The sequence below is a fragment of the Gordonia sp. LMA484 genome (assembly GCF_058129505.1).
In genome coordinates this window covers 3811605-3824881 of record NZ_CM176700.1, presented here as the reverse complement: position 1 = coordinate 3824881, position 13277 = coordinate 3811605, and the positions used below count along the sequence as shown (strand labels likewise).

The window sequence follows — 13277 nt, the reverse complement described above, 5'->3', positions numbered from 1 at the left end:
GACCTAGGACGTCTCGACCGGTGCGGAGAACACTGTCACCTTGTCCAGACCGACCCCTTCGAGGAGCGCGAGCCGGCGCAGCGCGGTTGCCAGTTCCTCTTCGGCGGTCACGTAGGTGATCGGGCGGTCGCCGGCGGCGGTCACCTGCGCCCGGAGTTGGTCGGTGAGCAGCGCGGTTCCGGACCAACTCGGGTCGAGGCGGCCGGCGATGACGTGCGTCGCCGCGTAGCCCGGTGCGAAGGCGACGAACAGATTGCCCTCGGGACCGACCCCGTCGAAGATGTAGTTGCCCGCCTTCACCCCGTAACTGCTCGGGAAGCCCGCCTCCTGGTCGTTGTAGCGAGCCGCTTCGGGCTTCTTCGATCCCGTGCGCACCATGGTGATCGGCAGGGTGCTCGACTTCTCCTGACTGACGATGTAGTCGTCGAGATCCGATGCGGCGAGGTCGATGAACGGCAGGTATTGGATCGTCGTGTCGGTCCGGACGTTGCGGGAGCCGGGCGGGAGGTCGGTGGCCGAGCACTTCGTCTGGGCTTGCCCGCCGAACGGTGTCGTCAGCACTCGCGTGCAGGTCCCGCCGCGTTCGCCGGGCCGGAAGTTGTCGACGGCGAACCTGACGGTCAGTCCGAAATTGACGTGGCCGTTCACCCCGCGCATGTCGGCGGCCACATCCGCTGCGACGGTGCCGTTCGCGGTGAGTGCGAATTCGCATGCGGCAGTCGTACATGAGCCCGTGCCCCGTGCGACGACCGCGTTGTCGGCAAGGGGAACCGCGGGTGCCGGAACGCTGACGAGGTCGTCGACGAGCTCATGCTCGTCGGCGAACAGCGTGGTGAGATCTTCCGGCTGCAACGGCGTCACCGCGGTGTCGATGGACACCCGATAGCCCCCGCGGACGAACTCTCCCTTGATGTGGGTGACCTTCTTCGAGGTCGGGTCGAACGTGGTCTCCATCGATCCGACCCGGACCTTGTCATCGCCGACCGCGGTGACCACCGGGTCACTGGTCGGCCAGTAGCGGGCGTCGGGCAGGCCCGCGTTGGGCGCGGGCAGTTGCAGGCCCAGTTCGGGCGCCTCGACCCGCTCGGTGTTGCCGATCCGGCCGGCGAGCAGAGCCGGGGACAGCAGATAACCCAGGTCGGGAAGCCCGGAGTAGCGCAGGTCGGTCCACTTGTTCTCGGTCGGGCCGAGATCGACCCGGCCGGCACCTGCGGAGCCACCGAACAGGTCGGTCCACAACTGCGACGGGGCGTTGACATACCGGTAGTTGCCGATCTGGCGATACTGGGCGGCGGTCGAGCGGTAGGTGATCTCACCGTCGGCATTCTTTGTGGATGCGACCGTCAGATCGTCGAATTCCACCGTCTTCGGTGTCGCGCCCGGTTCCTCGCCGGTCGTTGTCAGCGTGCCCGTGTACCGCGCCCCCGGGCTGCTGCCGAGCGCGAAGGCGACCTCGTCGAGTTCCTTCTGGGCGGTGAACGCCGACGTCGGTGCCGACGACCCGTCGGTGGGGAACGGTACGAAGGTCACCACCAGCGCCGCGATCAGCGCGAGTGCGCCCAGACCGAACACCAGAGCGGGGACGGTGTTGGACCGACCGTTCATCACCCAGACCCTCCGAAACCGAGACGATCTCCACGATCGTCGATGTAAACAGCAGATCATGCCGTACCCGGTCGGCGACATGGGCCGGATGAATGACCCGACCCCACCCCCGATTCGGGCACATCGTAACGCCTGGGCAACGGCGCGGCGCGGGAGTTGTCCGCCGTCGGGGGTAGCCTTGTCTCCTGATGACAAGCTCCACCCGAGAGACGGCGCAACGCTCCCACGGAGCCGGCGTCGCCACGTCCGATGACCCCACGGCCCGTTTGCTCGACGGTCTCAACCCGCAGCAACGCGCGGCGGTTCTGCATGCCGGTTCGCCCCTGCTGATCGTCGCCGGTGCGGGGTCGGGGAAGACGGCTGTGCTGACGCGCCGGATCGCCTACCTGCTCGCCGAGCGTGACACATCGCCCGGGCAGATCCTCGCGATCACCTTCACGAACAAGGCCGCCGCCGAGATGCGTGAGCGGGTGATCGATCTGGTGGGCCCGCGTGCTGTGTACATGTGGGTGTCGACGTTCCACTCCACCTGCGTACGCATTCTGCGCGCCCAATCGGCGCTGTTGGGGGCGCGCAATTCGAACTTCTCCATCTATGACTCCGACGACTCGAAGCGGCTGCTGGGCATGATCATCCGCGATCTGGAGCTCGATCCGAAGAAGTTCAGCCCGCGGGGTGTCGCGGTGAGCATCTCGAACCTCAAGAACGAGCTGATCGACCCCGACGAGGCGCTTGCGAAGGCAGGCGACGGGGAACCGTCGGTGGTGGTCGTCGCGCAGATCTATGCTGAGTATCAGCGGCGCCTGCAAGCGGCCAACGCCTTCGATTTCGACGATCTGATCGGTGAGACGGTCTCGTTGCTGCAGCGTCACCCGGAGGTCGCCGAGTACTACCGTCGCCGGTTCCGCCACGTGATGGTCGACGAGTACCAGGACACCAACCACGCCCAGTACGTCTTCGTCCGCGAACTCGTCGGAGACGAGCAGACGGATTCGCCGGTGGGGCCGTCGGAACTCTGCGTGGTTGGGGACGCGGACCAGTCCATCTACGCGTTCCGTGGCGCGACGATCCGCAACATCGAGGAGTTCGAACGGGATTATCCGAACGCCGAGACGATCCTGCTCGAGCAGAACTATCGGTCCACCCAGACCATCCTGTCGGCCGCCAATGCGGTGATCTCTCGCAACGAGAACCGGCGGGAGAAGCGGCTGTGGACCGATTCCGGGGACGGTGAGCTGATCGTCGGCTATGTCGCCGACTCGGACCGCGACGAATCGTTGTTCATCGCAAAGGAGATCGAGGATCTCACCGATTACTCGATCGGCGGGTTGTCCCGGGCGCCGGGAGCGGAGCGAGCGGGCCCTCTGTCGCCGTATTCCTACTCGGACATCGCGGTTTTCTACCGCACCAACACCGGCTCGCGGCCCCTCGAAGAGGTCTTCGTGCGGCACGGCATCCCGTACAAGGTGGTCGGCGGGACGAAGTTCTATGAACGCAAAGAGGTTCGCGACGTCGTCGCCTATCTGCGGGTGGTGGCGAACCCGGACGACGCGGTCAGTTTGCGACGCATCCTCAACACGCCGCGACGCGGCATCGGCGACCGCGCCGAGGCCTGTGTCGCCGTACATTCGGAGAATCGAGGCATCAGCTTCTACGAGGCGTTGCTGGAGGGTGCCGAAGGCAAGGTCGGATTGCTGAACACCCGTGCGGTCAAGCAGATCGGTGGCTTCGTCGATCTGATCGAAGGGCTCCGCAACGACTTCCTCGCGACCTTCGGCGCGGCGGGCGAGGCGAGTGAGGACGTCGCCGTCGTGGACGCCACCGAGGAGGGTGCCGACATCGGCGAACTGGTCGACGCCATCGTCGAACGCACCGGCTACCGTGCCGAACTCGAGGCGTCGCGCGATCCGCAGGACGGTGCCCGACTCGACAACATCAACGAGTTGGTCGCGGTGGCAAGGGAATTCAGCGCCGACGCGGCCGGACTCGCGAGCCCGGCCGACGAAGTCGACGAACTCGACGAGGATGTTCCGGTCAACGACGGCGAACCCGAGCCGGGCTCGCTGGCCGCGTTCCTGGAGAAGGTCTCGCTCGTCGCCGACGCCGATCAGGTTCCCGACGAGGGCGACGGTGTGGTCACCCTCATGACGCTGCACACCGCGAAGGGCTTGGAGTTCCCCGTCGTGTTCGTGACCGGTTGGGAGGACGGACATTTCCCGCACATGCGGGCGCTGGGGGATCCCGCCGAGCTCAGCGAGGAGCGTCGCCTGGCCTACGTCGGCATCACACGTGCCAAGGAGCGTCTCTACGTGACCCGGTCGATGACCCGGGCCTCTTGGGGGCAGCCGGTCTCGAATCCGGAATCCCGCTTCCTACAAGAGATTCCGCAGCATCTGGTGGACTGGCGCCGCACCGAACCGCGCCGGTCCGCAAGCCGACACCTCGGATCGTCGGGCGGGGTCTTCGGCCGTGGCGACTCCGGGTTCGGGGGCAGTGGCCTCGGGCGTTCGTCGTATTCGACCGATCCGACCCGCGGCCGGAACAAACAGGTGAACTACGAGGTGGGCGACCGCATCAATCACCCCAAGTACGGACTCGGCAAGGCCGTGGCGAAGGAGGGCAGCGGGGCGACCGAACGCATCACGTTCGACTTCGGCGGAAACGTCGGGCGGGTCACTCTCCTGACCGCCGGCGGCCTGCCAGGCGACAAGATCTAGCCCCCGCCCGGCCGCACCGCCACCAGCGCAGCCGCACCATCCCTCTCACGCCACCAGCATGGAGGCCGAGAGAACCCAAAATTTCGCCGAGAGAACCCGCCGCGCTGATCATCCGCGCGAAAATCGCGAACTGCGGGTTCTCTCGGCGAAATTTTGGGTTCTCTCGGCAGTCGCCTGAGGAGGTGGCGCGGCAGTCGCTTGAGGAGGTGGCGCGGCAGTCGCTTGAGGAGGTGGAACCGCAGTCGCCTGGGGTGCCGCCGAGCCCTATCCGCCGGTGTAGGCCGCCAGCTTGACGCCGTGCTCTGCGAGCCACGGGGCCGGATCGATCTTCATGGTCCCGTTCTTCCAGACCTCGAAGTGGCAGTGCGGTCCGGTGGAGAAGCCTTCGCTGCCGACGAGGGCGATGACGTCGCCGGCGGTGACGCGCTGGCCCTTCTGCACCAGGACGCCGGAGGACGCCATGTGCCCGTACATCGTGACCGTGCCGTCGGCGGCGCGGATCTGGACCCAGTTGCCGTAGCCGGATGCGGGGCCGGCCTCGATCACGACACCGTCGGTCGCGGCGTGGATCGGGGTACCGAGCGGCGCGGCCAGGTCGATGCCGCCGTGGAAGCTGCCCCAGCGCATCGCGAACGTCGATGTGAAGTCGTACTTGCCGAGCGGGATGGGCGACTCGAACATCGGGCGGCGGGCCAGCGCTTCGCGTTGTGCCTCCGCGTCCGCCATCTGCTTGCCGACGGCGAGTTGGTCGGTGAAGGTGCCCAGGTCCTTCGTCGGGGCGGTGGCGGCGAGTCCGGGACCCAGGTCGGTGGCCTCGCCGGTGGTGCCGACGTTGGCGGCGTTGGTGGGGGTGGCTGTCGTGGTGTCGGTCGAACCGACCTGCGCGACGGCGGCCACGGCAGCGCCGGCAGCCATCGCGATGAGTGCGGCCCGGCCACCCTTGAGGGCCGTGGGCGGCGCACTGAGGCGGTGCTTGCCCCGTTGGCGTGTGGCGCCGGAGGCGGGCTTGGTCCGAAACGGCTTTTCGCCGTCGATCCGCAGCGGGAGCTCGCCGCTCTCGGTGCTGCTCAGGGAGAAGGTGTCGGGGCGGGCGCCGTCGACGTCGAACGGCTCGTCGTGCTCGTAGGCGTCGAACTCGCTCTCGGGGATCAGGATGTCCTGGGTGATCTCCGAGCGGGTGGGCCGGTAGTAGCGTTCCCACGACCCTGCATCCCACGCCTCGTCGGTGGAGTCCCAGGTGGTCGACTCGTCAGCGAACTCGTCGATCGGGATGATCGTGGTGACTTCCGACGCAGACTCGTCGTCGACGAGGCGCGCGGCGGATTGCCCGGCGGTCGTGACCGGTCGGCCCGGATAACCACGTCCCGTCAAATCGTCCACCCCATCTCTTCACCAACGAGGATTACCCGTTGTTGCCCGTAATCCTTTTGTGACCAACTGCCAGCCGACGGTAACGAAATGATTGCGGCAAGTCCAACGCTACGGGGGTAAAACCCGTGCGTATGTGAGATGCATCACAAGATGGCCACAGTGGAGATGACTTGAGCGAACGGTGGATTCGCTTTGCCAAACCCTCTCGGATCGTTCCGACCAGCGACAGTACATGAACGCTCGAGCCGCCCCGGCGGTCGGGTCCGGATGTGGCTGCCGATGTATACAGAGCCGACCGAGCGAGTGATCTGTCGCACAAGCGGCGGGTGCGGCGGCAAAGCCCATACGCGGCAGGTTTAGAGTCCGATATGGCCCGCAATACACCCCGCGGTGTTACATCCTTCTGCGGACGAACCTACGAGATGGTGAGCTGAATGGATCTCTTCGAATACCAGGCGAAGGAACTTTTCGCCAAGCATGAGGTGCCCACCTCGGCCGGCCGTGTTACCGACACGGTTGCCGGGGCACGTGAGATTGCCGAGGAAATCGGCAAACCCGTCATGGTCAAAGCACAGGTCAAGGTCGGCGGCCGCGGCAAGGCCGGCGGCGTCAAGTACTCCAAGGACGTCGACGAGGCGGTCGCGAACGCCGAGGCGATCCTCGGCCTCGACATCAAGGGCCACGTCGTCAAGAAGCTGCTGGTCGCAGAGGCGAGTGACATCGCCGAGGAGTACTACATCTCCTTCCTGCTCGACCGCACCAACCGCACCTACCTGGCCATGTGCTCGGTCGAGGGTGGCGTCGAGATCGAGGTCACCGCCGAGGAGAACCCCGACGCGCTGGCCAAGATCCCCGTCGATGCCGTCAAGGGCGTCGACCTCGCCTTCGCTCGCAGCATCGCCGAGGCCGGCAAGCTGCCCGCCGAGGTGCTCGACGCCGCGGCCGTGACCATCCAGAAGCTGTGGGAGGTCTTCATCAACGAAGACGCCCTGCTGGTGGAGGTCAACCCGCTGGTTCGCACCCCCGACGATCAGATCCTGGCGCTGGACGGCAAGGTCACCCTCGACGCCAACGCCGACTTCCGTCAGCCCGGACACGAGGCCTTCGAGGACCGCGACGCCACCGATCCCCTCGAGCTCAAGGCCAAGGAGAACGACCTCAACTACGTCAAGCTCGACGGTCAGGTCGGCATCATCGGCAACGGCGCAGGCCTGGTCATGTCCACCCTCGACGTCGTCGCGTACGCCGGTGAGGCGCACGACGGCGTCAAGCCCGCAAACTTCCTCGACATCGGTGGCGGCGCCTCCGCCGAGGTGATGGCCGCCGGTCTCGACGTCATCCTGAACGACGAGCAGGTCAAGAGTGTGTTCGTCAACGTGTTCGGCGGCATCACCGCGTGCGATGCGGTCGCCAACGGCATCGTCGGCGCCCTGGACAAGCTGGGTGACGAGGCCAACAAGCCGCTGGTTGTCCGTCTCGACGGCAACAAGGTCGAAGAAGGCCGCAAGATCTTGGCCGATGCGAATCACCCGCTGGTGACGCTCGCCGAAACCATGGACTCCGGCGCCGACAAGGCCGCCGAACTGGCGAGCAAGTAAGGGAACCAGAGCAATGTCGATTTTTCTGAACAAAGACAACAAGGTCATCGTCCAGGGCATCACCGGCGGCGAGGGCACCAAGCACACCGCACTCATGCTCAAGGCCGGCACCAACATCGTCGGCGGCGTGAACGCCCGTAAGGCCGGAACCACGGTGAGCCACGAGGGCGGCGTCGAGCTGCCGGTGTTCGGCTCCGTGGAGGAGGCGATCAACGAGACCGGCGCCGACGTCTCGATCGCGTTCGTGCCGCCGAAGTTCGCCAAGGATGCGATCATCGAGGCCATCGACGCCGAGATCCCGCTCCTGGTGGTCATCACCGAGGGAATCCCGGTGCAGGACAGTGCTTATGCGTGGGCGTACAACGTGTCCAAGGGCAACAAGACCCGCATCATCGGCCCGAACTGCCCCGGCATCATCACCCCCGGTGAGTCGCTGGTCGGCATCACCCCGGCCAACATCGCCGGCACCGGCCCGATCGGCCTGGTGTCCAAGTCGGGCACCCTGACTTACCAGATGATGTACGAGCTGCGTGACATCGGCTTCTCGACCGCCATCGGCATCGGCGGCGACCCGGTCATCGGCACCACTCACATCGATGCGATCGAGGCCTTCGAGAAGGACCCCGACACCAAGGTCATCGTGATGATCGGTGAGATCGGTGGCGATGCCGAGGAGCGTGCAGCCGACTACATCAAGGCCAACGTGTCCAAGCCGGTCGTCGGCTACGTCGCGGGATTCACTGCGCCGGAGGGTAAGACGATGGGCCACGCGGGCGCCATCGTGTCCGGGAGCTCGGGTACCGCGCAGGCCAAGAAGGAGGCCCTCGAGGCCGCCGGTGTGAAGGTCGGCAAGACCCCGAGCGAGACCGCCAACCTGGCGCGCGAGCTGTACCAGGCTCTGTAGCCGCACCGCTCGCCGAGATCTGTAGCCGTTGTCCCCGTCACGCGGGGACAACGGCTACATCTTTCTTCGATGCCAACGCCGTTGTTCGGCTTCACCTGTGACTACGATTCATGCGTGGGTCGAGACAACGAGGTGCCGCGAGAGATCGTCGTGGCCGTCGGTGCGGTCGCGGTCGGTACGCGCGCAGCGATCGCGTCGGCACGGCTCGCGGCGGCGGGAGCCCGATTCGTGCTGCGACTTCCCGTGGTGGGCCCGGCCGGGCGACGCGGGGTGGCCCGACTGGCGGTCGAGGGGGAGCGGGTGCTCGAGACCGCGCCGGTCGTGGTCGAGCGCGTGCAGGCGATTGTCGTGGCGATCATCTCGGCCATCATCGCCGAGATGGACCTGACCACCCTGGTGCGCGAGAACGTCGATCTGAACGCGGTGGCGGCCGGCCTCGACATCGAGGCGATCCTGGACCGCGTCGATCTCGACGCCGTCATCCGCAACCGGGTCGACCTGAACGCTGCAGTCGCCCACGTCGACCTCGACGCGATTGCCGGCACCCTCGACATCGACGCGATCGCCGCCCGCATCGACGTCGAGGCGATCCTCGATCGGGTCGACCTGATCGGCCTCGCCAACGACATCATCGAAGGCGTTGACCTCACCGACATCATCCGGGAGGCGAGTACCTCGGTCACGGCCGATGTGATGACCGACGTGCGCAGCAGCGGCGAGCGCGCCGACGATGCGGTCGCCAACATCGTCGGACGCGTCTTGCGTCGGCGCGTCAATGGTGTGGCGGACGAGCCGCCGCAGGTCGGTGGCCGCGCGGATGACTGACGCGAAGGACGCCGGGACCAATCGGGTTCCCGGGTCGGGTGAGCATTCGCACCATGAACTGCACGACACCGACAAGACGGCGGGCATCGTCAGCCGCGGTATCGCCGCCTTCATCGATCTGGCCACCGTCTGGGCACTTCTCGGCAGCGCCTATGTCGGTTTCGCGATCGCCATGCTGATCGTCAACGCCTCGACCTTCAGCTTCCCCAACCCGGGGCCGTTGTTCACCGCGACGGGCCTGATCGGCGGATCGATCGCTTACAACACGCTGTGCTGGGCGATCTCCGGTCGTACGCTCGGCTGCGTCGTGATGGGACTGCGGGTGCGTGGCCGCAAGCGAGATGTGATGCGCCCCAGCGTTGCTCTGCTGCGCGCGGTGTTCTACACATTCTTTCCGGTCGGCCTCGTCTGGGTCGCCGTCGATCTGCGGCGTCGGTCCATCCAAGATGTCGTGCTGGGGACCCGGGTCGTGTACTCGCGCTGAGACCGTGACCCGGCCACCCGGTCGCGATCAGACCTCCGCCACGGACTTCAATGTCGCCAAGCCCTTTTCGAAGTCCTTGCCGAGCATCTTGTCGAACAGGCCCAATGGTGCCGCAACGCGGGAGAACAGGGAGTGCGGTCCGGTCATGGTCCAGGTCACCTCGGTCTGCGCTCCGCGGGGAGCCAGCGTGAAAACGCTTGTGCTGGTCGACTTCATCGGCTTCTCGAAAGCGACCTGCACGGCAACCCTGGTCGGCTCGGTGACGTCGGTGATCTCCATGGTGCCTTTGCCCGCCTTACGATTTCCCGACCACGCATACTTCGCGCCGATGCCCTTCTCGGCGCCGGAGTATTCCCGGCTCAGATCGGGATCGATGTCCTCCCAGGGTGACCATCGACGCCACTCGTGGAGATCGACGATGAGTGGATGGATCTTCTCCGGCAGCGCAGCGATGGTCTCGGTCCGGGTCACGGTGTAGTCGCCCATGTGGATCTCCTGTCGTGGATGGTTTCGTGCAGTATGACCGAGGACGATCGCCGAGTTCATCGGTCTAGGGTGAAAACGTGACCAACCCACAACGCGTCGACGCTCGCACAGTGGTCGACCTCATCGTCGACGAGCACAGCTGGGAGTCGTGGGACCGGGCGGTCGACTGGGAGCCGGACAGTCTGGAGTACAGATCAGCTCTGGAACGTGCACGTGAACGAACGGCCATCGACGAGTCGATCGTGACGGGCAGCGGACGCATCCACGACATCCGGGTCGCGATGGTGATCAGTGAGTTCGGTTTCCTCGGTGGTTCGATCGGACGCAGTGCCGGGCAACGTGTGGTCGCCGCCGTGGAACGGGCGACGGCCGAGCAGCTCCCGCTGCTCGCGCTACCCGCATCGGGAGGCACGCGGATGCAAGAAGGCACCGCCGCCTTCTTGCAGATGGTCGCGATCACGGGGGCGGTCAACGCGCACAAGGCAGCCGGGCTGCCGTATCTGGTGTACCTGCGCCATCCGACGACCGGTGGGGTGTTCGCGTCGTGGGGGTCGCTCGGCCACATCACCTGGGCACAGCCCTCGGCGCTGGTCGGCTTCCTCGGGCCCAGGGTGTACGCGGGTCTGTACGGCGAGCCGTTCCCCGACGGCGTCCAGACCGCGGACAACCTTCACGCCCACGGCGTCGTCGATGCGCTGGTCCCGCTACCCCGACTCGGTGCCGAGCTGGGCCGCGTTCTCCGACTGCTCCGGTCCGCCGGAGACCAGACGGCATCGACGGCGCACACCGACCATCGGGTCCCGGGGACCTGGGCCGCCGTGGTCGCGACCCGTGCGGCAGGGCGCTCCGGTCTCACCGAGGTCCTCGACCCGGACCACTCGGTCGTGCTGCGCGGCGACGCCCCGATCTGGTTGGCGCTGAGCCGATTCGGTGGCACAACCGCGGTGGTCATCGGCCAGGACCGCGACCGGCAGGCCGCTGGTGAGCTGATCAGGCCCGTCGACCTCCGGATGGCCCGTCAGGGGATGGCAATGGCCGCCGACCTACGGCTGCCCGTGGTGACGGTCATCGACACACCCGGCGCGGAGCTGTCGGTGGCCGCCGAGGAAGGTGGACTCGCCGGCGAGATAGCGCGCTGCATGGCGGAATTGGTGCAGCTGACGGTGCCGACCGTGTCAGTGTTGCTCGGGCAGGGTGCCGGCGGGGCCGCGCTGGCCTTGTTCCCGGCCGACGTGCGGGTGGCCGCGGTGGACGCATGGCTGTCGCCGCTGCCGCCCGAAGGTGCGAGCATCATCGTGCACCGCGACACCGAGCACGCCGCGCAACTGGCCGACGAGCAGGGCATTGCGGCGGCGGCCCTGCACGCGAACGGAACGCTCGACCACCTCGTCGACATCACCGCCCCAGACGGCTTCGTCGCACTGCGCACGGTGATCGGCGAGGAACTCGGCCGGCGCAAACGGCCGTCGATGCGACGGCGCACCCGGACTCCGGGCGGTGAGCGGTGACCCGTCGGATCGTCGGCGTCGGCGCCATCGTGTGGGACGCCGACGACCGGCTGCTGCTCGTGCAGCGGCGGCATCCGCCGCAGGCCGGTCGATGGACTGTGCCCGGCGGCAAGGTCGAGCCGGGCGAGAGCCTGCTGGGGGCGGTGGAGCGGGAGGTCGTGGAGGAGACCGGACTGCACGTCGACGTCGGGGACAAAGCCTGGGTGGTGGACATTCCCGGCGACGACGGCGTGGTCTTCGAGGTGCACGATTTCGTCGCCGAGGTGCGGTCGGGGACATTGCAGGCCGGCGACGATGCGGCCGATGCACGCTGGGTGTCGGTTCCCGAGCTCGCCGAACTGCCGTTGACGGCGGGACTGATCGAACATCTCGATCGCCACGGTCTGATGCGTTCGACTGCGACGGCGACGTCGACAGAGCCGGACGGCGTGGCGCAAGCTGGGCAGGTGACCGACGTTGTCGGCCACTGTGACGGAAAGGACGACATGACCGAACTGCTGCCTCTGGATCCCGATGAGTTGCTGACCACCACCCGATCGGTGCGTAAACGTCTCGACCTGGAACGACCGGTTCCGTTGGAGGTCGTGAAAGAGGCACTCGAGGTGGCGTTGCAGGCGCCGAGCGGCAGCAACAGCCAGACCTGGCACTGGATCGTGCTGACCGATCCAGAACTCAAGCAGAAGGTCGCCGACCTGTATGCGAAGTCGTTCGCCACGTATTCGGCCAACCAGCCGAGGCGAGACGACACCGCCCGTCGCGTCGCGTCCAGTGCCCAGTATCTCGCCGACACGATGGCGCAGGTTCCGGTGCTGGTGATCGGCGCCATCTACAGCGGCGGTGAGCTGCCGGAGGGCAATCAGGCCGGTCTGTGGGGATCGCTGCTGCCCGGTGCATGGAGTCTGCAACTGGCACTGCGGGCACGCGGGCTGGGGTCGGCGTGGACCACCTTGCACCTGGTGTACGAGAAGGAGGTCGCCGAGATCCTGGGCATCCCGCCCACCGTGCACCAGGGGGTGCTGCTTCCGGTTGCCTACTACACGGGTACCGATTTCAAGCCGGCCGGACGCAAACCGCTCGACGACATCCTGCACGTCAACGGTTGGTGAGACGTCGCCGGGGCGAGCGGCGGTGGCGGTAGAGTTCGAGTTCACCATGACCACCTCGCCGTCGCCGTCCCCCGAGCCGCCCGCTCGCACACGTCGTGGTCAGGCCAAGGCGGCGAGGCGGGCCGAACTGCTCGAGGCCGCCGCCCGACTCATGGCCGAACGTGGCTTCTCGGGTGTGACACTGGAGGACATCGGCCGGGCGGTCGGGGTGAGTGGGCCGGCGATGTACCGGCACTTCTCGTCGAAGACCGATCTGCTCGACCAGATGCTCGTCGACATCAGTCAGCGCCTGCACGAGGGCGGGGCCGAGGTGGTCGCCCGCGGCGCCGGCCCCGAGCAGACACTGAGTGACCTGATCCGGTTCCACATCGATGTGCTCGTCACCAAACCGGATCTGATCTCGGTCCAGGACCGCGATCTCTCGTCGATGACGGCGGAGGCCAACCATCGGGTGCGGTCGTTGCAGCGACGCTACGTCGAGCAGTGGGTGGACGTGCTGCTCGACGTCGTCGCCGATTCCGACCGGGTGCTGACCCGGGAAGAGGCGCGGGTCCGGGTCCATGCGACCTTCGGGTTGTTGAACTCGTCGCCTCGACTTCCCCCGTTCGGCGGAAGCGACCTGCGGGCAGTGCTGAGCGCGATGGCGTGGTCGGCGTTGCTGGCTGCGCGATAG

Annotated in this window: 11 protein-coding genes and 1 pseudogene; 9 read left to right on the top strand and 3 right to left on the bottom strand. The window is 66.8% G+C overall.

The window, feature by feature from the left end; genetic code table 11:
- Window positions 1–3: 3 nt before the first annotated feature.
- On the bottom strand, window positions 4–1605 hold the full coding sequence (locus tag AC4AMJ_RS16855) for a hypothetical protein (protein ID WP_489913418.1): 1602 nt from the start codon (window positions 1603–1605) through the stop codon (window positions 4–6).
- Window positions 1606–1793: 188 nt separating this feature from the next.
- Here AC4AMJ_RS16855 and AC4AMJ_RS16850 point away from each other — a divergent pair, with 188 nt between their 5' ends.
- A complete protein-coding gene (locus AC4AMJ_RS16850) occupies window positions 1794–4322 on the top strand; it encodes a UvrD-helicase domain-containing protein (protein ID WP_489913416.1) in 2529 nt (842 codons plus the stop codon).
- Window positions 4323–4586: 264 nt separating this feature from the next.
- On the opposite strand, the gene AC4AMJ_RS16845 is transcribed toward AC4AMJ_RS16850, so the two are convergent.
- Window positions 4587–5702, bottom strand: coding sequence for a M23 family metallopeptidase (locus AC4AMJ_RS16845; RefSeq protein ID WP_489899990.1), 1116 nt, complete (start codon window positions 5700–5702; stop codon window positions 4587–4589).
- A 425-nt stretch (window positions 5703–6127) separates the two neighbouring features.
- Here AC4AMJ_RS16845 and sucC point away from each other — a divergent pair, with 425 nt between their 5' ends.
- From sucC to AC4AMJ_RS16825, 4 genes are all read left to right on the top strand, one after another.
- Complete coding sequence (gene sucC, locus AC4AMJ_RS16840; RefSeq protein WP_489899992.1) at window positions 6128–7291, top strand: ADP-forming succinate--CoA ligase subunit beta; 1164 nt, start codon at window positions 6128–6130, stop codon at window positions 7289–7291.
- Window positions 7292–7304: 13 nt separating this feature from the next.
- Window positions 7305–8195, top strand: coding sequence for a succinate--CoA ligase subunit alpha (sucD, locus tag AC4AMJ_RS16835; protein ID WP_489913414.1), 891 nt, complete (start codon window positions 7305–7307; stop codon window positions 8193–8195).
- A gap of 114 nt (window positions 8196–8309) precedes the next feature.
- Window positions 8310–9020, top strand: a complete 711-nt coding sequence (locus tag AC4AMJ_RS16830) for a hypothetical protein (RefSeq protein ID WP_489913412.1) — start codon at window positions 8310–8312, stop codon at window positions 9018–9020.
- Window positions 9013–9504, top strand: a complete 492-nt coding sequence (locus tag AC4AMJ_RS16825; protein WP_489899996.1) for an RDD family protein — start codon at window positions 9013–9015, stop codon at window positions 9502–9504. The genes AC4AMJ_RS16830 and AC4AMJ_RS16825 overlap by 8 nt, the downstream gene beginning before the upstream one ends.
- A gap of 27 nt (window positions 9505–9531) precedes the next feature.
- Here the strand turns inward: AC4AMJ_RS16825 and AC4AMJ_RS16820 are convergent, their stop codons facing one another.
- Window positions 9532–9990 carry an SRPBCC family protein gene (locus tag AC4AMJ_RS16820; RefSeq protein ID WP_489900786.1) on the bottom strand — a complete coding sequence of 153 codons (459 nt, stop codon included), beginning with the start codon at window positions 9988–9990 and terminating at the stop codon, window positions 9532–9534.
- A 77-nt stretch (window positions 9991–10067) separates the two neighbouring features.
- On the opposite strand from AC4AMJ_RS16820, the gene AC4AMJ_RS16815 reads away from it, so the two are divergent.
- From AC4AMJ_RS16815 to AC4AMJ_RS16800, 4 genes and pseudogenes are all read left to right on the top strand, one after another.
- Window positions 10068–11498 (top strand): carboxyl transferase domain-containing protein, encoded by a 1431-nt coding sequence (locus tag AC4AMJ_RS16815; RefSeq protein WP_489899998.1) that lies wholly within the window; start codon window positions 10068–10070, stop codon window positions 11496–11498.
- A pseudogene (locus AC4AMJ_RS16810) lies at window positions 11495–11791 on the top strand (NUDIX domain-containing protein); the annotation flags it as partial. The gene AC4AMJ_RS16815 and the pseudogene AC4AMJ_RS16810, both read left to right, overlap by 4 nt.
- 192 nt (window positions 11792–11983) lie before the next feature.
- A complete protein-coding gene (locus AC4AMJ_RS16805) occupies window positions 11984–12604 on the top strand; it encodes a nitroreductase family protein (RefSeq protein WP_489900787.1) in 621 nt (206 codons plus the stop codon).
- 46 nt (window positions 12605–12650) lie between these two features.
- The gene (locus AC4AMJ_RS16800) at window positions 12651–13277 is read left to right on the top strand and encodes a TetR/AcrR family transcriptional regulator (RefSeq protein ID WP_489900788.1); all 627 of its coding nucleotides are present in this window, start codon (window positions 12651–12653) and stop codon (window positions 13275–13277) included.

Bases quoted from the DNA above. Each gene is read 5' to 3' on its own strand.
- AC4AMJ_RS16855 (WP_489913418.1), bottom strand. From the start codon at position 1,605: ATGAACGGTCGGTCCAACACCGTCCCCGCTCTGGTGTTCGGTCTGGGC.
- AC4AMJ_RS16850 (WP_489913416.1), top strand. From the start codon at position 1,794: ATGACAAGCTCCACCCGAGAGACGGCGCAACGCTCCCACGGAGCCGGC.
- sucC (WP_489899992.1), top strand. From the start codon at position 6,128: ATGGATCTCTTCGAATACCAGGCGAAGGAACTTTTCGCCAAGCATGAG.
- sucD (WP_489913414.1), top strand. From the start codon at position 7,305: ATGTCGATTTTTCTGAACAAAGACAACAAGGTCATCGTCCAGGGCATC.
- AC4AMJ_RS16825 (WP_489899996.1), top strand. From the start codon at position 9,013: ATGACTGACGCGAAGGACGCCGGGACCAATCGGGTTCCCGGGTCGGGT.
- AC4AMJ_RS16820 (WP_489900786.1), bottom strand. From the start codon at position 9,990: ATGGGCGACTACACCGTGACCCGGACCGAGACCATCGCTGCGCTGCCG.
- AC4AMJ_RS16805 (WP_489900787.1), top strand. From the start codon at position 11,984: ATGACCGAACTGCTGCCTCTGGATCCCGATGAGTTGCTGACCACCACC.
- AC4AMJ_RS16800 (WP_489900788.1), top strand. From the start codon at position 12,651: ATGACCACCTCGCCGTCGCCGTCCCCCGAGCCGCCCGCTCGCACACGT.